General features: G+C 69.5%; 19 protein-coding genes. 7 read left to right on the top strand and 12 right to left on the bottom strand.

Annotated features, from left to right (window positions below; genetic code table 11):
* Nucleotides 1-72 precede the first annotated feature (72 nt).
* Complete coding sequence (proS, locus tag ACQPZQ_RS28905; protein WP_433285883.1) at nucleotides 73-1,491, top strand: proline--tRNA ligase; 1,419 nt, start codon at nucleotides 73-75, stop codon at nucleotides 1,489-1,491.
* Nucleotides 1,492-1,570: 79 nt separating this feature from the next.
* Here proS and ACQPZQ_RS28900 read toward each other — a convergent pair whose 3' ends face one another.
* Nucleotides 1,571-2,428 (bottom strand): SDR family NAD(P)-dependent oxidoreductase, encoded by an 858-nt coding sequence (locus ACQPZQ_RS28900; protein ID WP_433285881.1) that lies wholly within the window; start codon nucleotides 2,426-2,428, stop codon nucleotides 1,571-1,573.
* A 110-nt stretch (nucleotides 2,429-2,538) separates the two neighbouring features.
* Here ACQPZQ_RS28900 and ACQPZQ_RS28895 point away from each other — a divergent pair, with 110 nt between their 5' ends.
* On the top strand, nucleotides 2,539-3,135 hold the full coding sequence (locus ACQPZQ_RS28895; protein WP_433285879.1) for a CGNR zinc finger domain-containing protein: 597 nt from the start codon (nucleotides 2,539-2,541) through the stop codon (nucleotides 3,133-3,135).
* Between the two features lie 22 nt (nucleotides 3,136-3,157).
* On the opposite strand, the gene ACQPZQ_RS28890 is transcribed toward ACQPZQ_RS28895, so the two are convergent.
* The 3 genes from ACQPZQ_RS28890 to ACQPZQ_RS28880 all read right to left on the bottom strand — a co-directional run bounded on the left by ACQPZQ_RS28890 (nucleotide 3,158) and on the right by ACQPZQ_RS28880 (nucleotide 6,152).
* Nucleotides 3,158-4,156 (bottom strand): LLM class flavin-dependent oxidoreductase, encoded by a 999-nt coding sequence (locus ACQPZQ_RS28890; protein ID WP_433285877.1) that lies wholly within the window; start codon nucleotides 4,154-4,156, stop codon nucleotides 3,158-3,160.
* Between the two features lie 101 nt (nucleotides 4,157-4,257).
* Complete coding sequence (locus ACQPZQ_RS28885; RefSeq protein WP_433285876.1) at nucleotides 4,258-5,202, bottom strand: MBL fold metallo-hydrolase; 945 nt, start codon at nucleotides 5,200-5,202, stop codon at nucleotides 4,258-4,260.
* Nucleotides 5,199-6,152 carry a fumarylacetoacetate hydrolase family protein gene (locus tag ACQPZQ_RS28880; protein ID WP_433285874.1) on the bottom strand — a complete coding sequence of 318 codons (954 nt, stop codon included), beginning with the start codon at nucleotides 6,150-6,152 and terminating at the stop codon, nucleotides 5,199-5,201. Before ACQPZQ_RS28880 ends, ACQPZQ_RS28885 begins: the two co-directional genes overlap by 4 nt.
* A gap of 173 nt (nucleotides 6,153-6,325) precedes the next feature.
* On the opposite strand from ACQPZQ_RS28880, the gene ACQPZQ_RS28875 reads away from it, so the two are divergent.
* A complete protein-coding gene (locus ACQPZQ_RS28875; RefSeq protein WP_433285872.1) occupies nucleotides 6,326-7,075 on the top strand; it encodes a hypothetical protein in 750 nt (249 codons plus the stop codon).
* 45 nt (nucleotides 7,076-7,120) lie between these two features.
* Here the strand turns inward: ACQPZQ_RS28875 and nthA are convergent, their stop codons facing one another.
* Genes nthA through ACQPZQ_RS28860 form a run of 3 tightly spaced genes read right to left on the bottom strand, consistent with a single transcriptional unit; the run spans nucleotide 7,121 to nucleotide 9,360 of the window.
* Nucleotides 7,121-7,714: a nitrile hydratase subunit alpha gene (gene nthA, locus ACQPZQ_RS28870; protein ID WP_433285870.1), complete on the bottom strand. Its 594-nt coding sequence runs from the start codon at nucleotides 7,712-7,714 to the stop codon at nucleotides 7,121-7,123.
* Complete coding sequence (gene nthB / locus ACQPZQ_RS28865) at nucleotides 7,711-8,376, bottom strand: nitrile hydratase subunit beta (protein ID WP_433285868.1); 666 nt, start codon at nucleotides 8,374-8,376, stop codon at nucleotides 7,711-7,713. Before nthB ends, nthA begins: the two co-directional genes overlap by 4 nt.
* Before the next feature lie 57 nt (nucleotides 8,377-8,433).
* The gene (locus ACQPZQ_RS28860; RefSeq protein WP_433285866.1) at nucleotides 8,434-9,360 is read right to left on the bottom strand and encodes an NmrA family NAD(P)-binding protein; all 927 of its coding nucleotides are present in this window, start codon (nucleotides 9,358-9,360) and stop codon (nucleotides 8,434-8,436) included.
* A gap of 139 nt (nucleotides 9,361-9,499) precedes the next feature.
* Here ACQPZQ_RS28860 and ACQPZQ_RS28855 point away from each other — a divergent pair, with 139 nt between their 5' ends.
* On the top strand, nucleotides 9,500-9,946 hold the full coding sequence (locus ACQPZQ_RS28855) for a winged helix-turn-helix transcriptional regulator (protein ID WP_433285864.1): 447 nt from the start codon (nucleotides 9,500-9,502) through the stop codon (nucleotides 9,944-9,946).
* Nucleotides 9,947-9,994: 48 nt separating this feature from the next.
* On the opposite strand, the gene ACQPZQ_RS28850 is transcribed toward ACQPZQ_RS28855, so the two are convergent.
* Together ACQPZQ_RS28850 and ACQPZQ_RS28845 are read right to left on the bottom strand one after the other, a co-directional pair.
* Nucleotides 9,995-11,215, bottom strand: a complete 1,221-nt coding sequence (locus ACQPZQ_RS28850; RefSeq protein WP_433285862.1) for a globin domain-containing protein — start codon at nucleotides 11,213-11,215, stop codon at nucleotides 9,995-9,997.
* An 82-nt stretch (nucleotides 11,216-11,297) separates the two neighbouring features.
* Complete coding sequence (locus ACQPZQ_RS28845) at nucleotides 11,298-12,008, bottom strand: helix-turn-helix transcriptional regulator (protein ID WP_433285860.1); 711 nt, start codon at nucleotides 12,006-12,008, stop codon at nucleotides 11,298-11,300.
* Between the two features lie 83 nt (nucleotides 12,009-12,091).
* On the opposite strand from ACQPZQ_RS28845, the gene thpR reads away from it, so the two are divergent.
* A complete protein-coding gene (thpR, locus tag ACQPZQ_RS28840) occupies nucleotides 12,092-12,643 on the top strand; it encodes an RNA 2',3'-cyclic phosphodiesterase (RefSeq protein WP_433285858.1) in 552 nt (183 codons plus the stop codon).
* A gap of 35 nt (nucleotides 12,644-12,678) precedes the next feature.
* Here the strand turns inward: thpR and ACQPZQ_RS28835 are convergent, their stop codons facing one another.
* A complete protein-coding gene (locus tag ACQPZQ_RS28835; protein ID WP_433285855.1) occupies nucleotides 12,679-14,181 on the bottom strand; it encodes an amino acid permease in 1,503 nt (500 codons plus the stop codon).
* A 539-nt stretch (nucleotides 14,182-14,720) separates the two neighbouring features.
* Between ACQPZQ_RS28835 and ACQPZQ_RS28830 the strand changes: the two genes are divergently transcribed.
* A complete protein-coding gene (locus ACQPZQ_RS28830) occupies nucleotides 14,721-15,566 on the top strand; it encodes an SDR family NAD(P)-dependent oxidoreductase (RefSeq protein WP_433285853.1) in 846 nt (281 codons plus the stop codon).
* Nucleotides 15,567-15,591: 25 nt separating this feature from the next.
* Here ACQPZQ_RS28830 and ACQPZQ_RS28825 read toward each other — a convergent pair whose 3' ends face one another.
* Both ACQPZQ_RS28825 and ACQPZQ_RS28820 read right to left on the bottom strand, forming a co-directional pair.
* The gene (locus tag ACQPZQ_RS28825) at nucleotides 15,592-16,476 is read right to left on the bottom strand and encodes a DMT family transporter (RefSeq protein ID WP_433285851.1); all 885 of its coding nucleotides are present in this window, start codon (nucleotides 16,474-16,476) and stop codon (nucleotides 15,592-15,594) included.
* A 216-nt stretch (nucleotides 16,477-16,692) separates the two neighbouring features.
* On the bottom strand, nucleotides 16,693-19,944 hold the full coding sequence (locus ACQPZQ_RS28820; protein WP_433285849.1) for a BTAD domain-containing putative transcriptional regulator: 3,252 nt from the start codon (nucleotides 19,942-19,944) through the stop codon (nucleotides 16,693-16,695).
* Between the two features lie 107 nt (nucleotides 19,945-20,051).
* On the opposite strand from ACQPZQ_RS28820, the gene ACQPZQ_RS28815 reads away from it, so the two are divergent.
* Nucleotides 20,052-20,630 (top strand): dihydrofolate reductase family protein, encoded by a 579-nt coding sequence (locus ACQPZQ_RS28815; protein WP_433285847.1) that lies wholly within the window; start codon nucleotides 20,052-20,054, stop codon nucleotides 20,628-20,630.
* Nucleotides 20,631-20,872 lie beyond the last annotated feature (242 nt).

Genomic DNA, 20,872 nt, shown 5'->3' with positions numbered 1-20,872 from the left:
CGGCTAGCGTCGCTGCTGTCCGTCAGCCCGCATTCCACGACGTGCCATCGGCACGCAAGAAGAGGCAGCACCGTGGCCAAAGCCGTACTCACCCCGCAGGCGGAGAACTTTCCCGCCTGGTATCAGGACGTCGTTGCTCGCGCCGAGTTGGCCGAGAACGGTCCGGCGCGGGGGACCATGGTGATTCGACCGTGGGGCTACGCGATCTGGGAGCTCATGCAGGCCGACATGGACAGGCGGATCAAGGAAACCGGCGCCCAGAACGCCGCGTTTCCGCTGTTCATCCCCATGAGCTTCCTGGAGAAGGAGAAGCAGCACGTCGAGGGCTTCTCCCCGGAGCTGGCCGTGGTCACCCACGGTGGCGGGGAGCAGCTCGCCGAACCGCTCGTGGTGCGTCCCACCTCCGAGACGGTCATCAACCACTACTTCGCCAAGTGGATCCAGTCCCACCGGGACCTTCCGCTGATGCTCAACCTCTGGAACAACGTGGTCCGGTGGGAGCTTCGGCCGCGCCTGTTCCTGCGCACCACCGAGTTCCTGTGGCAGGAGGGGCACACCGCCCATGCCACCTATGAGGATGCGGTCGAGGAAACCGAGCGCATGCTGGAGGTCTACCGGCGCTTCATGGAGGAGTCGCTGGCGATCTCGCTCGTGGTGGGAGAGAAATCGCCGGGGGAGCGCTTCGCCGGCGCCGAGCACACCTTCACCTGCGAGGCGTTGATGCGCGACGGCAAGGCGTTGCAGATGGGGACCAGCCACAACCTGGGCCACAACTTCGCGCGCGCCTTCGACATCCAGTACCTGGACGCGGGCGGCGAGCGCCGGTACGCCGCCACCACGTCGTGGGGAACGTCCACCCGGATGATCGGCGGAATGATCATGGTCCACGGCGACGACCACGGGCTGCGCCTGCCCCCGGCGATCGCGCCGCACCAGGTGGTGGTCATGCAGCTGGACGAGGGGAGCGAGGTCGCGGAGGCGGCCACGCGTGTCGAGGCGGAGTTGCGTGCCGCCGGCGTCCGCGCGCATCTCGACGCCCGCACCCACACCTCGTTCGGACGCCGCTCCGTCGACTGGGAGCTGAAGGGCGTGCCCGTCCGGATCGAGCTGGGCGCGCGGGAGCTGGCCTCCGGCCAGGCCACACTGGTCCGCCGCGACAACCGCAGCAAGAGCTCCGTTCCGCTGGACGGCGCCGCGCGTGCCGCCGCGAGCCTCCTCGGCGAGATCCAGCGGACGCTGTTCGCGGAATCGCGCGCGTTCCGCGAGGAGCACACCTACCCGGTCACCGACTTCGACGAGTTCACGCAGCGCGTCGGCGACGGCGGGCTCTTCCTCGCCGCCTGGTCGGGCACCGAGGAGTCGGAGCAGGCGCTCGGCGAGGCCACCAGCGCCACGATCCGCTGCATCGTCGACGCCGACCCGCCCGCGCCCACCTGCCTCATCACTGGCATGCCCGCCAAGCACACCGTGTTGATCGGCCGCGCCTACTGACGTCGACCGCACACACCTCCTGGCCACCGCACACATGGCAGAACGTGTGTGCGGTGGCCACCAGATATGTGCGGCGAGGTCAGGCGGCCGGGGTGTCCACGGCGTTCGTCACCTCGGCCCACGTGCCGAGCTCGTCCAGACGGGACTGCAGTGCGGCGCGCATGTCGCGGGCCGCGGCGCTGCCGGTGGCCAGCCGCAACGGAGGCTGTTCGGCGTCGACGGCGGCCAGGATGGCGGTGGCGACCCGCTCGGGCGCGTTGAACGCCTCGGCAGGCAGCGCATCGATGGCCCGCTGTACTTCGCGGACGGTCTGGTCGTAGTCGCTGTCGGTGGTGGCGACGTCGAGGTTGGACAGGAAGGCGGTCGCGGTGGGACCGGGCTCGACGAGGGTGACCTTGATCCCCAGCGGCGCGACCTCGCCGACGAGCGCGTCGGTGAGGCCCTCGACGGCGTACTTGGTGGCGGCGAGCATGCCGACGCCGGGGTGGGCGGTCTGCCCGTAGTACGAGGAGCCCTGCAGCAGGTGACCCGAGCGCTGCTTGCGCAAGACGGGCAGGGTTGCGCGCAACACGTTGAGCACACCGAAGACGTTCGTGTCGAAGATCGCGCGGGCTTGGGCGTCGCTGGCTTCCTCGACGGCCCCGAACAGGCCGAAGCCTGCGTTGTTGGCGACCACGTCGATCCGGCCGAACCGATCGAGGGTGTGTTGCACCGCGGCGCGCACGGATTCCGCGTCACGGACGTCGGTGTCGATGACCAGTACGCGTTCGGCGTGTTCGGTGGCGAGGTCGCTGAACTGCCCGGTGCGGCGAGCCAGCACCGTGACGTTGTCCCCGCGCCCGAGCGCGGCGGTGGCCAGGGCTCGGCCGATGCCGGAGGTGGCGCCGGTGATGAACCAGGTGCGGACGGTGCCGGTGGCGGCTGCTGGTGAAGTCATGGTTAGGACCGTAAGCAAGTTGCCAGTAACGGGCAAGGTGTAGTTGTGAGCGTCACTCGTTTGCTCGTAACGTATTGGAGGTATCGTTGGCTTCTCGTGAGGAGGCAACAGTGAAGACCGATAACGATCGCAGCCCGACGGCGCCTCCGCCCTCGGCGGCCCTGGTGTTGGAGTTCGTCAACACGCACGCCGACGGCGGCGGCCGGATCGAGCAGTTCGACGACGCGGCCGGGCTGCGCGGGTGGCTCGACCGGGTCGAGCTCCCCGAGGAGCTGGAGGGTGACCTGGAGGTCACCGGCGCTGACGCGGCGAGCGCCCGCGAGCTGCGGGACGCACTGGTGACGCTGCTTCTCGCGCACTCCGGGGAGGCAAGCAGCCTCGGCGAGCCGCTCGCCGAGGCCGAGAGCTACCTGCAGCGGGTGGCGAGTCGTTACCCGCTGACGAGCGTGATAGGCGCCGAGGGAGTCACGTTGCGGGCCGATCAGACCGGCGTACCCGGGGTGCTCGCCTCGGTGCTGGCCGGCATCACCGAGCTCGCCCAGTCCGGGGCCTGGCCCCGGGTCAAGGCGTGCCGCAACCCGCCGTGTCACTTCGGGTTCTTCGACCGCACCCGCAACTCCTCGGCCGGCTTCTGCAGCCCGGGGTGTGCCTCGCAGGCGTCGATGCGCGCCTACCGGCAGCGCAAGAAGAACGCGGCAGCCCGGTAACCGCCCGACCCGGAGTCGGTGCTCAGGCGCCCGCGCCCTGCATCACGCCGGCCGTCAGCTCGGCCGAGCGAAGCCGGTTGTCGATGTCCTGCGAATGGTGCGCGATGATCAGCTCGTCGGCCTGCGTCGACTCGGCGAAGTCCTCGAGGAAGCGGCCGACCTGCGGCGGGGTGCCTGCCACGGTGTACTTCATCATGTTCGCGATCTGCTGCCCGTTGGGCGTCGTCAGAAAGGCGTCGATCTGGGCGTCGGTGTAGTCCGGGGTGCCCGGTGCGCGCGAGAGCATCCCCCGCACGCGTGCGCGGCGCACCGTCTCGAACTGCTTCTGCGCGTCGTCCTCGTCGTCGGCGGCGATGACGTTCGCACCGACCATGACGTAGGGCTCGGCGAGCTGCTCCGACGGCTGGAACTCCCGCCGGTAGGTGGCGACGGCGTCGAACAGCGCGTCGGGCGCGAAATGCGAGGCGAAGGCGTACGGCAGGCCCAGTGCGGCAGCGAGCTGGGCTCCGAAGAGCGACGACCCCAGGATGTACAACGGCACGTTCGTGCCCGCCCCGGGCACGGCCTGCACCCCCGGTACACGGGACTGGCCCTGCAGGTAGCCCTGCAGCTCCACCACGTCCTGGGGGAATCGGTCGGACGACGTCACGTCGCGCCGCATCGCGCGCATGGTCACCTGGTCGCTACCCGGAGCACGGCCGAGGCCGAGGTCGATGCGGCCCGGATAGATCGTCGCCAGGGTGCCGAACTGTTCGGCGATCGTCAGCGGAGCGTGGTTGGGCAGCATGACGCCGCCCGCGCCGAGCCGGATCGTGGACGTGTGCGCGGCCACGTACCCGATCAGGACACTCGTGGCCGACGACGCGATCGTCGGCATGTTGTGGTGCTCGGCGTACCAGACTCGGCGGTAGCCCAGCCGCTCAGCGGCCTGGGCGAGCCTCACGCTCCCCTCGAAGCTCTCGCGCGCCGTCTGCCCGGGCGCAACGGGTGCAAGATCGAGGATGGAGAGCGTCACGGGCATCAGTCGGGCCTTCGATTCGTCGGGAGCCGGGAGGACTCGGATGAGTCGCTCGTCAGTGAGTAACCCGTGGGAAGCGGGGTTCGTTCCCGTCCGTGTTCCGCTCAGGCTCTGCAGGTCAGGGGCTTCCCACCGTTGTAGGTGACCATGTCGGACAGAGCGGCGATGACGTCGATCGGTCCGCCGCGCTCCACCCCCGCGAGCTCGGCGTAGGCGCGATGCAGGTTGCCGACGATCCGCTCCGCGTCCGGCCAGTCGGCGAACCGGCCGAGGTCGGTGTCCTGTGCCGCCCGCAGTGGGGTGACGCCTGCGGCCCGGCCGCGCTCGGCGATGTCGAGCACGAACCGCAGGTAGTCGAGACTCGCGTCGAGCGGCGCCCGGTCGTGGAAGACGGGGCCGTGACCGGGGATCGTCGTGGTTGCACCGAGCGGGGCGACGACGGTCTCCAGGACGTCGATCGCTCCGGCCACCGAGCCCATGAGCAGGAACGGCGTGCCGCCGTTGAAGATCAGGTCGCCGCAGAACAGCGTGGAGCGCTCGGGGAACCAGACCAGCGAGTCGTTGGTGGTGTGCGCGGGGCTGCCGACGTGCCGGACTTCTGCGCGCAGGTCTCCGACGTGCAGCGTGACGCCCTCGGTGAAGGTGAGGAACGGCGGGTCGAGCGGCAACGAGCCCCAGTCGGGGTTCTCCCAGAACGGCATCTCACGGGGCGGGCCGAACGCGATCATCTCCTCGCGGGCGCGCTCGTGCGCGACGATCGTGGCGGAGCCGAACAGTGCGTTGCCCCAGGTGTGGTCGCCGTGGTGGTGGGTGTTGACCAGCGTGCGGACGGGTGCCGAGGTCACCGAGGAGATGGTGTCGACGAGCGCGCGCGTGCGGCGTTCGGTGGAGCAGGAGTCGACCGCGACGACGCCCTGCGGCCCCACGGCGAAGCCCGTGTTGTTGATCCACCAGGTGCCGTCCGGCTGGACGTAGGCATAGATCCCGTCCGACACCTCCTGCAACGTGGGCGGAGCGGGGACGGTGATGTCGTGCGTCTGGGAACTCACGGGCTCTCCTTCCGGAGCGGGTGGACGGGTGCTCCCTCGACCACCGGAGCGTCGATCGCACCGAGCCCGTCGACCTCGAGACGGACGCGGTCGCCCGGCACGAGGTACGGGTAGGCGTCGGCGCCGTGCACGCGGGAGAGCTCGAGGATGCAACCGGTGCCGACCGTACCGCTGCCGATCAGGTCGCCGGGCATCACGCGGGTGCCGCGCGAGGCGTAGGCGATCATCTCGCCGAAGGTCCAGTACAGGGCGTCGAGACGCCCGTCGCTGTACGGCTTCCCGTTCACCGACGCGGTCATCCCGGCCGCTGCGGGAAGTTCGTCCGGGGTGAGCATCCAGGGCCCACAGCTCGACGCCGAGTCCTTGCCCTTCGCAGGCCCGAGGTTCAGCTTCATCTCCTCGCCCTGCAGGTCGCGGGCGCTCCAGTCGCAGAAGAGCACGTACCCCGCGATGTGTGTGACGGCTGCGTCCGGCGTGAGGTCGGAGCCCTCCCGGCCGATGACAGCGGCCACCTCCAGTTCGTAGTCGAAGGCGTGGCTGCCGGGTGAGATCGCGACGGGGTCGTGGGCGCCGCGCAGAGCGGCCGGGTTGGTGAAGTAGAAGACGGGCTGGGAGTACCAGAGTGGGTCGACCTGCAGGCCGATCGCGGCACTGGCCGTGACGACGTGTTCCTCGAATGCCATGAAGTCGCGGATCGACGGCGGGCGCGGGACGGGCGGCAGCAGCGTGACGGTCGCGGGATCGACGCCCGGCTCCCGGAGCGCTGTCTCCGCGGCCGCACGGAGCCGGGTGCCGTCGTCGCCGAGCAGTTCGACCAGGCTCGTGCCCGCCGGCACGGGATGCAGACGGTCCTCGTGCCAGACGGCGGTACGGACGACGCCGTCGGCCCCGGTGTAGCTGCTCCAGCGCATCGGGTGCTCCTCGAAGTCGGGATCATGGCGTGGCGTCATGATCCTCCCGCGGGACCGCCGACGAATCATGACGCCTGATCTCATGCTCGCACGACGGTCTGGCGTGACAAATCGCCACGAGCGTCAGCAAAGTCTCCAGAACGGCGCGGACTGCTCGAATTCCCCGCTGCTAAGATCTCGTCCTTCGGCCATACTGGGAAAATGAATAGCGCATGCGCGGTATCGGCGGTGTCGTGATGGAGACGCTCGTCGACGAAATCGGCCCCGATATCTACCGGCTTTCCACCTACGTCGAGCAGGCAAACCTCGTGTTCAACCAGTACCTACTGGTCGCCGAGGAGCCACTGCTGTTCCATTGTGGAGCGCGGCAGCTCTTTCCGCTGGTCCGCTCGGCGGTCGATCGTGTGATCCCGGCCGAGAGCCTGCGATGGATCAGCTTCGGTCATGTCGAGTCCGACGAATGCGGTTCGATGAACGAGTGGCTGGCGGTGGCGCCCCGCGCCGAGGTCATGTACGGGCCTCTCGGTGTGATGTTGTCGCTCAACGATCTCGCCGACCGGCCACCGCGTGTCGTGGCCGACGGTGAGTCGGTCGACCTGGGCGGCAAGAGCGTCCGATGGATCGACACGTCGCACGTGCCCCACGGCTGGGAGGCGGGCATCCTGTTCGAGGAACGCAGCGAAACCCTCTTGTGCGGCGATCTCTTCACGGCCTCCGGCAGGCAACCGGCGTTGTCCGAATCGGACATCGTCGAACCCGCGATGGCTGCCGAGGCGAAGTACCACTACACGGCCCTCACCCCGAATACCGCCCCGACCGTCCGGCGGCTCGCCGACATGGCGCCGTCAACTCTGGCGCTGATGCACGGTCCGGCCTTCTCCGGTGATGCCCCCGGGGCGTTGGCGGGGCTGGCGCAGTTCTACGACGAGGAGTTGCACGCTGCGATCGACAGAGCAGGCTGATCGCCTGGCAAGGTCAGTGCCCGTGTGGGTGGTCGTGACCGGCGCTCACGGCGCCTCCACCTTGGCGACGCCGACCATGGCGTCTCGTGTCACGAGCCGGGCGAGCTGTTCCTCGGAGAGGTTCTCCGTGCCGGCGGGTCGTTCCGGCAGCACCAGCCAGCGCACCTCGCTGCTGGAGTCGTGAACGGTGATCTGGACGTCGTCGGCGAGGTCGAGGCCCATCTCCGAGAGCACGGTGCGCGGTTCCTTGACGATGCGTGCGCGGTAGGCGGGGTCCTTGTACCAGCTCGGGGGCAGGCCGAGCACCGACCAGGGGTAGCAGGAGCAGAGCGTGCAGACCACGACGTTGTGGACGGTCGGAGTGTTCTCGACGACGACGATGTGCTCGCCCTGGCGTCCGATGAAGCCGAGTTCGTCGATGGCGGCGGTGCTGTCGCCGAGCAGCCACTGCCGATAGTCCGGGTCGGTCCAGGCCTTCGCGACGACCTTCGCCCCGTTGAGTGGGCCGATGTTGACCTCGTACTCGGTGATGAGACCGTCCATCACGGCCGGGTCGATCAGGCCGCGTTCGGTGAGCAGTTGTTCGAGGGCCTCGGTGCGCAGCGCCGCGGGAACGGGCGCGGTGGTTCCGCTGGTCATGGCGTCTTTTCCAGATAGCTCTCGTAGAGCTCGATCGTGACGGCGAAGGGCTCGGCGCCGGTGCCCCACAGCTCGTGGGAGTCGAACTGCACCGTGTAGACGTGCTGGGGGTTCTCGCCCGTGAAGTGCGCGTTCGTGTCGGGCAACAGCGCGCTGGGCTGGATGAGCTGGACGGTTCCGGTGTGTCCGCGGACGTAGCCGGCCAGCCTGGTGTGCCCGGCGGGTGAGATGTTCTTGGCGCGCACCCGCTCACCCACCGCGAAGGCCGGCGGAGTGTCCACAGGGCGCAGCGAGCCCGGGGCCGTGGGTGTGTAGTCGGGCTTGGCGGGCCGGGGGATCGGTGGTTCCTCGACGTGTTCACCGCGCAGGTTGCGGGCGCGGGCGTCGAGCGCGCCGGGCGCAAGGATCGCACTGTCGGTGAGCATCGACTCGGAGGCGTTGAGCCAGCGACCGAAGTAGCCCTGGTCCAGGTACGCGGAACGGTTCAGGCGCTCGACCGCGTGCCGGAAGGCGTCGACGTTGAATCCCGACACCCCCTGCGACAACAGCGCCAACGCGAACGCCCGGCCCTGCCAGGGCTCGGCGAAGACCTGCTCGTCACGGTTCGGCGGATGGGTCGGCCCCCAGCCCGGGGTACCACCCATGTCGGCAATTCCATCCATGACGCCACCTCTCGACATTTTGTGAGCCGATGGAATTCGCAGGAAGATTTCCGATGTCTATTTCTCGGAACCGGGATCGGGCATGAAGTGCTGACGGTTTCGCTCGATGAAGTCGTCGAGCGTGACGGCGGGACGTCCGGTCAGTCGCTGGATGTCGTCCGTCACCAGGTGGGTGTTGTGCCGGCGCAGCGCGATGCTCTGGGCGGACAGGTGCGCGGCAGCTGTGGGATCGGCCTGCCCTGCGGCCGTGGCGTTCGCGATCAGCTCGCGCCATTCCTCCGGTGGGATGGGCTGGTAGTGGACGGGACGGCCGGTGGCCTTGCTGACGGTCTCGGCGATGGCGGCGTGACTGGCGCGCTGCGCTCCGCCCACCACGGTGGTGCGGTCGGTGACCGAACCCGGATCGGCCAGGAGCGCTGCACCCATCGCGCCGACGTCCGACGCGGCGATCCAGGAGGGTTCGAAATCACCAAATGAGTTGCGGATCTGGCCGAGCTCGCGGATCTGGCTCCCGTGCAGGGCGAGCAGGTTCTCCATGAAGAAGGCCGCGACCCTCAAATGGGTGCCTCCATATCCCGCCCACTCGAAGATCCGTTCGGTCACCCATTGGGCCCGTCCCTGTGGGCTGAGGCTGGCAGGGAAGGCTGCATCCAAGGACAGATCGACGACTCGCTGCAGACCCTGCTCGTGCCCTGCGGCTGCGAAAAGCCCGGCGGCTTCGGCGATTCCCGTGCGAACGGGGTAGGAGAAGTACGCGGCCTCAATCCCGTCCAGCGCTGCGAGGATACTGGTGTAGTCGGCGAAGTCGCCGACCACGACCTCGATTCCCATGCCGAGTAGTTCTTCGGATCGCTCATCGAGCCGGCGAACCATGGCTCTGACGGGTATTCCTCGGCCGAGCAGTTCGCCGGCAACGTGGCGGCCGGTGCCGCCCATGCGTCCGGTTGCTCCGGTTACCAGAATCGGTGGTTTCACACTTGTCATGACATGCAATGTATCTCCCTCGTGTCTTGTCTGCCCGGGATGAGTAGATCGTCACGACCGGGCAAGTGGTAGTAAACTGAAACCAGGTTAGGCCAAGGTGGTTTTGATTCGCAACCACGCTGAGGAGGAGGGGTCGCCGGTGAGCGCGAAGACGTGGACGAGCCCGGGCTGTCCGGTGGCGCGTGCTGTCGACATCGTGGGCGACAAGTGGTCGCTGTTGATCATCCGTGACGCCTTCGACGGCATCCGGCGCTTCAGCCAGTTCCAGCGCAACCTGGGAGTGGCGAGGAACATCCTCAGCGGGCGTCTGCAGAACCTGGTGGAGGCCGGTGTGCTGAGCGTGCAGCCGGCCTCGGATGGCAGCAGCTACCGGGAGTACGTGCTGACCGAGAAGGGGCAGGAGCTGTTCGATCTCGTGATCAGCCTGCGTCAGTGGGGTCAGGACCACGCCTACGAGCCGGGGGAGAAGCACGCCCGGCTGGTCGACGTGGCGACCGACGAGCCGGTGCCGAGGCTTGTCTACACCGCACCCGACGGCTCCCGGGTGCGTGCGAGCGACACGCGGGTGCGCAAAGCCGGCGAGTGAGCCTCGGCGCCGGCCAAGTCGGGCAGAGGTGGCTGCGCCGGGCTCCGGTCAGGCCGCCTGGGTGGGTGTCCATTGGTCGGCGCCGAAGACTTCGTAGCGGATCTGTTCGGTCGGCAGGCCGCGTTGGCGCAGGTTGCTGCGGATGGTTTGCATGAAGGGAACAGGCCCGCAGAGGTAGGCCTCGGTGTCGGGGCGGATGGGGATGTCGTCGGGTTGGACGTGGCCGGTGTGGAGTTCGATGCCGGCGGGTGCGGGCTCGGTGGTGGGGTGGGCGTACCAGACGAGGTGGCGGAAAGAACGCAGGCGGGCGCCGCTGGTGATGATGTCGGCGCGCAAGGGGTGGCGGGTGGCGTCGTTCTCGGCGTGAACGGCGACGACGTCGCGCGTGGGTTGGGTGCGCGCGATGTGGTCGAGGATGGCGGCGATGGGGGTGATGCCGACCCCGGCGCTGATCAGGACGAGCGGGTGGGTGCCCGGGCGCAGGGTCAGGTCGCCGTAGGGGGCGCTGAGTCGCAGCTGGTCGCCCTCGTGGACGTGGTCGTGCAGGTAGCACGAGACCAGGCCGGCGGGGGTGCCGGGAGTGGCGGGGCGGGCACGGCGGACGGTGATGCGCAGCGCTCCACCCGATGGGGCTTGGGAGAGCGAGTACTGGCGCAGCTGGCGCCCGATCCCGGGCAGGTCGACGGCCACGCTGACGTACTGGCCGGGAGTGAAGGCGGGTGCGGGCTGGTCGTCGGTGGGGGTGAGGACGAAGGAGACGGTGTCGTCGGCCTCGTCGTGGCGGTGCGCCACGGTGAACTCCCGCCAGGGCTGCTCCGAGGTGACCCCGGCTTCGGCGTAGAGGCGGGCTTCGCGCCCGATGAGGCGGACGGCGAACAGCCAGTACAGCTCGTCCCAGGCGGCGGCGATGTCGGGGGTGACCGCGTCGCCGAGGACGGTGGCGACGGCGTGGAGCAGGTAGTGCCCGACGACGGTGTACTGCTCCGGGCGGATGCCCAGAGAGGCGTGGCGCTGGGCGATGCGTTCGACCATGACGTCGATCGGGAGGCCTTCCCCGGCTCCGATCTGGGTGGCGGCGAATGCGGCGACGGCGCCGGCGAGGGCTTGGCGTTGGGCGCCGGTGGCTTGGGCGCTGCGGGAGAACACGTCGAGCAGTTCGGGGTGTTCGGTGAGCATGGTGTCGTAGAAGACACCGGTGATGGTCTCCAGGTGCTGGCGCACGACGGGCAGGGTGGCCCGCACGATTTCTTCGTTGGCCGCGGACAACATGACTTCCTCCATGAATGCGCAAGGGGGATCGCCGGTTCGCCTCGGGTGTCCGGCGAACCGTTCTGGAACGAGAAGAGCGGGGTTAGTTGCGGGGGATCAGGTCGGCGATGCAGATCCCGGGTCGGGCGAAAGGTGTGAGGGTGGTGGTGAGGCCGCCGTCGGCGGCGCCCTCGACGGTGGCGTCGAGAAGGCCGCGGTGCACGCCGCAGACCACGCCGGGGTGACGGCGGGCGACGTCGAGGAACGGACAGGCGTGCAGTTCGATCCGGCTACCGGTGGGGGCGGGCACCGCTACGGGTTCGAAGCCCAGTTCGGTGAACAGCGCCACCGCCCGATCCGTCGCCACTGACAACGAGGACGGCACCGCAGACGCCTCAGGGGTGGGAGAGTCGGGCACCTCGGGAGCGGCGGGGTCGGACACCGTTGTGGCCCACGCGCGCCCGGCCTGCTCAGGCAGGTTGTCGTGCCCGCCCTCCTGCTCTAGTCGCCCGGCCAGGATCTCGGCGAGCAACTGGTAGCCACCGGCCTGCACGCCCGGAGTCACGGACGCGTACAACGCCTGCGGGCGTCCCGGGCCCGAACGGGTCCCGGTGCGCTGGGCCACGAACCCGGCCTCGATGAGCACGTTGAGGTGGAACCGCACTGTGTTGACGTGCAGGCCGGTGCGCTGGGCCAGCGCCCGCGCGTCCACCGGTGTCGCGGACTCCCGCAGCGCGGCCAGCAACTGGCGCCGGCTGGCCACCGCGAGCGCGTCGTGGGCGGTCGGCGGGGCTGGGGGCGTCTGCTCGGGCACGATCTTGAATATAGACGATGCTGATCGTTTATACTCTGTGAGGACGGCGACAGCTTCGGCCGAGCAGCTGCGAGGATGTGACCGTGCGCTTGTTCGTCGCACTGACGCCGTCGGCCGACGCGGTCACCGAGTTGTGGACCGCGAGCGAGGCCCTGCGTGCTGAACAACCAGGGCTGCGATGGGCCCTCCCGGATCAGTGGCACCTCACTCTGGCTTTCCTCGGTGAGGTCGGAGAAGTGGCGACGTCGGACCTGGCGGAGCGGCTGGGGCGCGTTGCCGCTCGACATCCTCCGCTCGTGTTGTCACTGGGTGGCGCGGGGCGTTTCGGGAATCGGGTCCTCTGGATCAGGGTGCGAGGTGACACCGATCGGCTGCGCTGTCTGGCCGCATCCGTGCGCGCGTCGGCCCGGCGTGCTCGATTGTCCGTCGAGGACCGGCCGTATCGGCCACACCTCACGCTGGCCCGGGCGCGGGACGGGGCTGACCTGCAGCCCGCCGTTGTGGCGCTGGGCGGGTTCGAGGGCCGGGCGTGGACCGTCGACGAGCTGCATCTGGTGTGCAGCCACCTGGGTGCCGGACCGGGCGGCACAGCCCGGCACGAGACCCACGCATCCTGGCCCCTACGCGGGCGCTAGTGGAACGCCCGGGCCGATCACGACCTGCGGCATCGTCATGCGTCGTCCGGACGACCGGCCGCTGCCTCGGGCTCTTCAGCGCCACCGCGGGATGCGCCGCGTCCCGACAGCGCGATCTCGTCGCGCAGCGGGTCATTGCTCGTGGAGTCACCGCGGCGGGAGGCCGTGACGAAGTAGGCGATGACGAGCAGTACGAAGAACGGAATCCCGACCTTCCAGGCGATCTGCAGGCCGTCGATGAACGCGGTGGAGACGAGTACCGCGCCGAGGAACAGGAACGCGAGGCCGGTGGTGACGGGCGCTCCCCACATGCGGGCGGGGGAGTCGGGTAGCCCGTGCTGTCGGCGCAGCAGCCGGAACCGTGCGTGGGACGCCAGGATCATCATCCATACGACCAGCGCGCCGAACACCGATATGCCGAAGAGGGCGAGGTAGGCGTCAGCTCCCTGGTTGACCGAGAGTGCGGCGGCGATCGCGAGGCCCGCCGTGGACAGCACCAGGGCGTTTCGAGGCGCTCCCGATCGGCTGACCTTTCCGAGCGCGGCGGGTGCGTAGCCGTGGCCGGCCAGGCTGTGGAGCATGCGCGTCGTCAGATAGAGGTTGGTGTTGGCGCTGGACAGGGCGGCGGTCAGGATCACGAAGTTCATGAGCGAGGCGCCGCCGGGCACCTGGGCGGCGTCGAGTACCCGGACGAACGGGCTGGCGTCGAGGCTGCCGCCCTGTGCTGTCTGCGACCACGGCGCGATGGTCAGCACCACGGCGATGGCGAGGACGTAGAAGATGGCGAGCCGGACCACCATCTGACGTGCGGCTCGCGGGACGTCCCGGGTCGGGTTCTCCGCCTCGGCAGCGGTGACGGACACGACCTCCGTGCCGATGAAGCTGAAGACGACGAACACCATCGCGAGGAAGACCCCGCTGAGGCCCATGGGGAAGAACCCGCCGTCGGACGTGAGGTTGTCCACGCCGGTCGCGGGCGCACCCGGCAGTCCAACGGTGATGAGCAGGATGCCGAGCAGGATGAACACGACGATCGCCGAGACCTTGATCATCGACAGCCAGTACTCGAACTCACCGAAGAAGCGCACGGTGGCGGCGTTGACGACGATCAGCGCTACGGAGAACACGACGACGGCGAGCCACAGGGGCACCGTCGGCCACCAGTACTGCACGTAGATCCCGGCGGCGATCACCTCACCGCCCACGGCGATCACCTGGATCGTCCAGTACGTCCAGCGGGTGACGAAGCCGGCCCATCGGCCCAGGTAGGAATGCGCGATGGTGCCGAAAGCCCCCGCCGTGGGGTGCACCGTGACCATCTCGGCCAACGCCCAGGCGATCACCAGCGCAACCAGCGCAACCACGACGAAGGCGATGATCGTCGCCGGTCCCGCCTGCGAGATCGCCAGCGCGGACCCGAGGAAGAGGCCCGTGCCGATCGCTCCTCCGAGCCCGATCATCGTCAGCTGCCGGCCGGTCAGCCGGCGATGCAACTGGTGCTCGGCAGCGCCTGTCGTGACGCCGTCGGGCTCAGCCATTGCGTCCTGATTCCACGGCATGGCCTTCGTGGACGCGAGGCCGTGGTCGACCGGGATGCTGTCGGTGCGTGCCGGCGTCGTCGCCCGGTGATCCGTGGTGCGCGGTCGCGGTCATCCGGCTTCTCCTCGCCACCGGGTACCCGGCCCCGGCCACTCCACGGACCTTAAGGACGGGTTCAATGAAGGTCAACAATCTTCAACGACGTTGACAGCGACGCACGTGGGGGCACGCTGTTGATGACGCTCGCCGCCCGACGGGGGGACGCTCAGGCCCCAGCGGTCCACGAGCCGGATGCGTCGCTCCGCCGGGAAGAAATGGCCTGCGGGATACGCAACGTCAGCGCGGTGAGCCGCGTCCGAGCCATTCGAGTGCGAGACGGGTCGACCGAATCGGGGAATTCGGTCTCGGTCGGTGTCATCGGTGCCGGGTGGCGGTTGCTGTCGCCGCCAACGGGTGAATACGTCGAAGATCTGTCGATTCTCAGCGTCCTTTCAGTTCTCAGCTTCCATTCAGGACGCCTTCAATACGGTCCCCGACCATGTCCACTGCACTCATAACAGGTGGCAATACAGGGCTCGGCGCGGCATTCGCTCAGCGGCTGGCGGCCCAAGGCCACAACCTCGTACTGGTCGCGCGGAACCGCGAGCGGCTGGAGGGCGTGGCGGGCCGAATCCGCGCCGAACACCGCGTCGAGGTCGAGGTGCTGTCCATGGATCTGGCGGTGCCGGCCGAGCGCGCGATCGTGGAGAGGAGGTTGAACGGCTCAGTGGGTGGCCCGGTGGATATTCTGGTCAACAACGCAGGCGTGAGCACCCACGAATTGTTCGACCGCGCCACTCCCGCTGGGCTCCAATCCGAGATCGACGTCAACATCACCGCGGTGCTGCAGCTGACCCGCGCCGCGCTACCCGGCATGCTCGGCCGTGGCCAGGGCATTGTCATCAACGTCGGCAGTTTCGCGGGCTATCTGGGCAACCCCGGTTCGGCCTACAGCGCCAGCAAGGCGTGGGTCATGAGCTTCACGGATTCCATCGCCGCGTCGCTGGTCGGTACCGGCGTACAGGCGATTGCGATCTGCGCCGGTCAGATGCGCACCGGCCGGCACATCCGCGCGGGACGGCCGGTCGGATCCGCGAAGTCGCCGCTGTGGTTGGAGCCCGCTGACGTCGTCGACCGCTGCCTGAGTGACCTGCGTAAGCAACGGACGCTCAGCGTCCCGGGCGCGACGTATCGCACCGCTGTGAACCTGCTCGAGCTACCGCGCCGGTCCCTGCGCACGGTGGCCCGGCTGGCCGGCCACGGTCGTGAGCAGCAGGCGATCCGAGTGCGCGCTCCGAAGGAGCCCGAGTCGCCGACCGTGATCTTGCCGTCCGTGCATCGGTGACTCGTGCACCCGTTGGGCGTGGCGGTCATGCTGCCGAACGGGCGGCCTCCGGGCCCGCGAGGGACGCGCGTGCTGCGGTCGCGTGCGGCGCGATCACGCTCCGCGGGGACAGCAGGACGACGCCGACGGCCGTGGCGAGGACTCCCGCGAGGCCGATCACGAGATGGAGCGGCGTGGTGGAGATCGGCTCGCCGAGGGCCAGAACGGCCACCATGCCCGCGGCCAGCGGATCGACGAGCGTCAGCGTGGCGAGCGGAGCGCCGAGACCGCCGTCGCGGTATGCGTGCTGGGTGAGGACCACTCCGGCGGCGGCCGCCAACAGGCCCGCGCCGATGACGGTCGGCGCGGTATGGCCGAGCCACACGGCCTTCGCCGTGCCCGAGGTGAATCCGAAGCACAGCGCGGCGGCCACCGCGTAGAGGACCGGCGCCGCACGAGGCAGCATGTGCCTGATCGTGATGGCACCCGTGGCCAGTACGACGGCCAGCACTGCCACGGCGGCGGCGACGACCCAGTACCCCAGCACCGGCGAGACCGATGCTGAGTGGCGGGGGATCGCGGACAGCGCCGCAGGCAGGCCGAACACGATGCATGCGGCGCCGAGCAACGTCGGACGGTCGGGGGTCGTTCTGGTCATCCGAGCGTGGATCACCAGGGCGAACACCAGTGCCGTGACCCCGAGCGGCTGCACCAGGAGTAGAGCGCCGGAACCCAGCGCGGCGAGGTGCAGAAGGGCCCCGAGGCAGCTTGCCGCGATCGCGGTCCACCAACCGCGTCGCCGCACCAGCCGGGCAACCAGGCGGAGACCTCCCGACTGGTGGTCGGCGACCTCCCGATGCTGGAGCACCGCGGATGCGGAATAGCAGACGGCGGAGGCCAGGGCGAGGGCGACCGCGAGGAGGATCTGCACGAAGACGACGTTACTGACCCGCCGCTTCGGTGCGGCCATTCCGAAGGCAAGATATCGACAAAATCAGCGTCCACGGTGGGCGTGTCGAGGGCGGTTCGTCGAGTCTGCGGCCGTATTCGCACAATGTCGCGATCCTCGCAGCCACCGCGGCGACATTGCGACGGTGCACCTTTCGCGCCTCCATCCGGAGCAACGGCTCCCTCCGCGCGCCGCTCCTCATGCCCTCCCAGCGGGCAGTGGTGACACGGCGACCAGGGCCCGCACGTCGTCACGTGTGAGCCGGGCTCCGCGGGTGTGTTCGGCGGCGAAACGCTGCTCACCCAGCGCCGCCCGCACGAGTGTGGTGATCCGATCGATGTCGGCCCGTTCGGCGGGCGCTGCGGACTGCCCGTTCGCGCCACGCATCGTGTCGGCCGTGCCCAGGAGCCGAGCGGCCCGGTCGTGGTGCCCGGCGACGGCCATCGCGCCCGCCAGCCCGTCCACCGCGATCGTGAAGTCGCGGCCCGTGGTGAATCGCGCCGCCAGATCGAGGACCTCGAGGTGCGATGCGACCGCGCCTGCCGCATCGCCACGCTGCTCGGCGACGAAACCGAGTTCGGCCATGACCATGGGCAGGTGCGGGGGTGGGTTCTGCGCGGCGTCCTCGTGCGGGGTCAGGCTCAGCAGCCCGTGCAGATGGGTCTCCGCGAGATCGAGGCGGCCGTCTCGGCGAGCGGCGAAGGCGAGTCCGAGCATGGCGAAGATCCGCCCGGGCCTGTGCCCCTGTGCGACGGCCAGCCGCAGCGCCTGCTCGCAATGCACCACTGCCGTCGCGTGGTCACCCCGTTGCAGCGCGATCCAGCCGAGCCAGCCCAACCGGCCGGCGACCTCCGCCTGCAGACCCAGCTCCTCGGCGAGTCGCAGTCCCTCGCGGTGCTCCCGCTCTGCCCGATCATGGTCGCCGGTCATCTCGGCCAGCGCACCGAGCCAGCTGGTGGCCTCCAACCTCCCCCAGCGGTCGCCGACCCCCCCGAACAGCTCGGCGCTCCGCTCGGCCTCGCGTTCGAGGGCCACCACGTCGGCGCGGATGTGTGCGAGCTTCGCCCGGCAGGCGAGCGCCGCCGCCGTTCCCCACCGGTCGCCGAGCTCCTCGAAGACGGGCAGCGCCCGGTCCATCAGCTCCTCGGCCACGGCCAGGTCGCCGAGGTCGATCCCGGCGTAGGCCAGGAACCACTCGGCACGGGCCCGGCCTGCCGGATCCCCGGCGTCCTCGTACAGGTCCAGCGCGGCGCGGCGGCGCTCGTCCCGGTCGGCGAGGTCGCCGTGGAGAAATCCGATACCGGTGTGCCAGGCCAGGACACTGGCTCGAAGTGCGGTCGCCGCGGAGTCCGCGCCGGGGACGCCCAGCGCCGCGGCCAGCCACCGCCGGGCCTCCGGGACCCTGCCACGGAGGAACCAGTACCAGGTCGACGCGTTGACGAGTCGCAGAGCGCCCTCGGCGTCGCCGTCCCGGACAGCTGTGGTGAGAGCGGACCGCAGGTTGGCCGTCTCGGCATCCAGGCGCCGGAGCCACCGCCGCTGGTCGGAGCCGTACAGCTCGGGCTCCGCCCGCTCGACGAGATCGATGTAGAAGTGCTGGTGCCGCAACCGGACGTGCTGGGTCTCCTCCGCATCCCGCAGCCGGTCGAGGCAGTAGGCAGCCACCGACTCCAGCAGCTTGTACCGCGGCCCGTCCGGGCCGGCGGCGACGACCACCAGTGACCGGTCGACGAGGCGGACGAGCTGGTCGAGCACGCTCAGCTCGACGTCTGCGCAGACGTACTCGGCGGCCTCCAGCGTGCAGCCGTCGGCATGTACCGCCAGGCGACGCAGCACGGTCTGCTCCGGAGCGGTCAGGAGGTCCCAACTCCAGTCGATCATCGCCAGCAGGGTCTGCTGGCGCGGCGGTGCGCCCCGGTGACCCGTGGCCAGCAGCCGGAACCGGTCGTCGAGCCGGTCCACGAGCCCCTGGACGCCGAGCGCCCGCACGCGCGTCGCCGCCAGCTCGAGGGCGAGGGGGATGCCGTCGAGCCTGCGGCAGAGCACCCCGACGGCGGGAGCGGTCTCCGCATCGAGCGTGAACCCCCTGGCTGCGGCGGATGCACGGGCGACGAACAGCTGTACGGCGCCGGTCCGCCCCAGTTCCGGGAGCTTCGCAGCGCGGTCGGGCACGTCGAGCGGCGGAACGTTCCACACGACTTCGCCTGCGAGCCCGAGCGGCTCCTGGCTCGTCACCAGCAGTCGTAGACCCGGAACGGTGCGCAGCAGCTGCTCGGCCAGCGTGGCGACCGGTTCGACGAGGTGCTCGCAGTTGTCCAGCACCATCAGCAGCCGGCGGGGACGCAGTGCCTCCGTGAGCCGCTCGACCGCGGACACCGGCGCGGCCGACTCGGCTCCGGCCCGGACATCCAGCACGGTCATGATCGTCTCGGCGAGCAGCGGCACCACGTCCTGGTCCGCGACCGGGTCGAGCGCGGCCAGTTCGACGAGCCACGCTCCGTCCGGGAACGCGTCGTTCAGCCGTCGCGCCACCTGGATCGCGAGCCGGGTCTTGCCGACTCCGCCCGGGCCGGTGAGCGTCACCAGCCGGTCGGAGTCGAGCCGACTGCACACGTCGGCGACGGCGGCCTCCCGCCCGATCAGATCGGTGAGAGGTTCGGGCAGCCTCGTTTCCGGGTGAGGGGATGGCGGCGCCTGGGTGGCGGGCGCGGCCAGCGCCGGATCCTGGGTCAGGATCGCGCGCTGGAGGGCGGTCAGCTCGGCGCCGGGGTCGAGGCCCAACTCGTCGGCGAGCAGCACCCGCAGCTCGTCGTAGCTCGCGAGGGCTTCGCCCGGCCGTCCCGCGCGGTAGAGGGCGCGCATGTGTGCCGAGCGCAGCCGCTCCCGCATGGGGTGCTCGGCCAGCAGCGCGCTGAGCTCGACCACCATCGCGGCGTGCTCGCCCAGGTCGAGGCGGGCCTCCGCGCGCTCCTCCTGTGCCGTGAGTCGCTGCTCGGCCAGGCCCGCGGCCGCCGCCGCGACGAACGGCTCGTCCGCGAAGTCGGCGAACGCGGGCCCGCGCCAGATCGCCAGCGCGTCCGCCAGCACGGTTGCCCTCGTCCGCTGGTCCGATGTGCCTGCGGCGTCCGCGAGCAACGACCGGAACGTGCCGGCGTCGGTCGTGCCCCGGATCAGGTACCCGGCAGGAGTGTGGACGACCAGGTCCCGGCAGCCGGGCTCGGCGTCCTCCAGTGCCCTTCTGAGCTGCGAGACCTTCACCGACAGGGCAGCCGTCGGGTTGGCGGGCGGTCGCTCGCCCCACAGATCGTCGATCAACCGGTCGGAGGGCACCGGGCGTCCGTCATGGACGAGCAGGTCGGCCAGCAGGGCGCGAACTTTCAGTCCCGGGATCGCGACGGGCAGGTCATCGGCCGTCCACGCCGCCACGGGCCCGAGTACCCCGAATCGCACGGCCGACACCGTAACGGCCTTCTCAGGCAGGCCGTAAACCGGCGAGAAGGTTTCTGTAAGAGATCGTCGGCAGACTGCGGCACACACCGACCGACAGGAGCACGACCATGCGAAAGATCATCGCTTCGACCCACACCACCCTCGACGGCTACATCGACAACCCGCACCTGTGGTCGATGCAGTACATGAACGACGAGGCCCAGGCCTACGCGATGGAGCTCACCCTCGGTGCCGACGCCCTGCTACTCGGGCGGGTCACGTACGAGGGCATGGCGCAGGCCTGGCCTGCGATGGGCGGGAACCCCTACGCCAACCACGTCAACAGCATCGCCAAGTACGCGGTCTCCTCGACCCTGGACCCCTCGGCCCTGACCGCATGGGACAACTCGACCCTCATCCCGGGCGACGACCTCGTCGCCGAGGTGACGAAGCTGAAGGAGCAGCCCGGCAAGAACATCCTGATCTGGGGCTGCGGGCGGCTCACAGATGCGCTCATGGAGCACGGCCTGCTCGACGAGTACCGGCTCTGGGTCTCCCCCGTCATTCGCGGCGAGGGAGAGCGCTTGTTCCGCGACGGCGTCGCCGCCACTCTCGAACTGGCCGGGACGACCCAGTTCCGCAGCGGCAGCGTCGTGCTCGCCTATCGCCCGGTGAACGCGAACGCCGAGCCGGTGGCCGCGGGCTGAGGACGGACCCGCGATCGGCGTAGTCACCTGCCGACGATGTCGGCACTGCTGCGGCGTCTTACGGTTCTTCCGGTCGGCCCCCCTCATGATGGTCGCGGTGTCCGGGGGAATCCTCCGATCATTGAAGCTGTATATTGGGTCATCGAGGATCCGTAAGCGCCGCAAGGCGGACAATAATTCCGCGCTTGGTTTCGGTGATAGTGCCGGCACTGTCTTCACGTCCGGATGATCTGAAGCGAATT

Origin of the sequence: Pseudonocardia sp. CA-142604 (assembly GCF_050948475.1) — a bacterium.
GTDB lineage: Bacteria > Actinomycetota > Actinomycetes > Mycobacteriales > Pseudonocardiaceae > Pseudonocardia > Pseudonocardia alaniniphila.
This window is presented reverse-complemented; position numbering and strand designations above follow the sequence as displayed.

Bases quoted from the DNA above. Each gene is read 5' to 3' on its own strand.
- ACQPZQ_RS28900 (WP_433285881.1), bottom strand. From the start codon at position 2,428: ATGACTTCACCAGCAGCCGCCACCGGCACCGTCCGCACCTGGTTCATC.
- ACQPZQ_RS28890 (WP_433285877.1), bottom strand. From the start codon at position 4,156: ATGCCCGTGACGCTCTCCATCCTCGATCTTGCACCCGTTGCGCCCGGG.
- ACQPZQ_RS28880 (WP_433285874.1), bottom strand. From the start codon at position 6,152: ATGACGCCACGCCATGATCCCGACTTCGAGGAGCACCCGATGCGCTGG.
- ACQPZQ_RS28875 (WP_433285872.1), top strand. From the start codon at position 6,326: ATGCGCGGTATCGGCGGTGTCGTGATGGAGACGCTCGTCGACGAAATC.
- nthA (WP_433285870.1), bottom strand. From the start codon at position 7,714: ATGACCAGCGGAACCACCGCGCCCGTTCCCGCGGCGCTGCGCACCGAG.
- nthB (WP_433285868.1), bottom strand. From the start codon at position 8,376: ATGGATGGAATTGCCGACATGGGTGGTACCCCGGGCTGGGGGCCGACC.
- ACQPZQ_RS28860 (WP_433285866.1), bottom strand. From the start codon at position 9,360: ATGACAAGTGTGAAACCACCGATTCTGGTAACCGGAGCAACCGGACGC.
- ACQPZQ_RS28850 (WP_433285862.1), bottom strand. From the start codon at position 11,215: ATGTTGTCCGCGGCCAACGAAGAAATCGTGCGGGCCACCCTGCCCGTC.
- ACQPZQ_RS28835 (WP_433285855.1), bottom strand. From the start codon at position 14,181: ATGGCTGAGCCCGACGGCGTCACGACAGGCGCTGCCGAGCACCAGTTG.
- ACQPZQ_RS28830 (WP_433285853.1), top strand. From the start codon at position 14,721: ATGTCCACTGCACTCATAACAGGTGGCAATACAGGGCTCGGCGCGGCA.
- ACQPZQ_RS28815 (WP_433285847.1), top strand. From the start codon at position 20,052: ATGCGAAAGATCATCGCTTCGACCCACACCACCCTCGACGGCTACATC.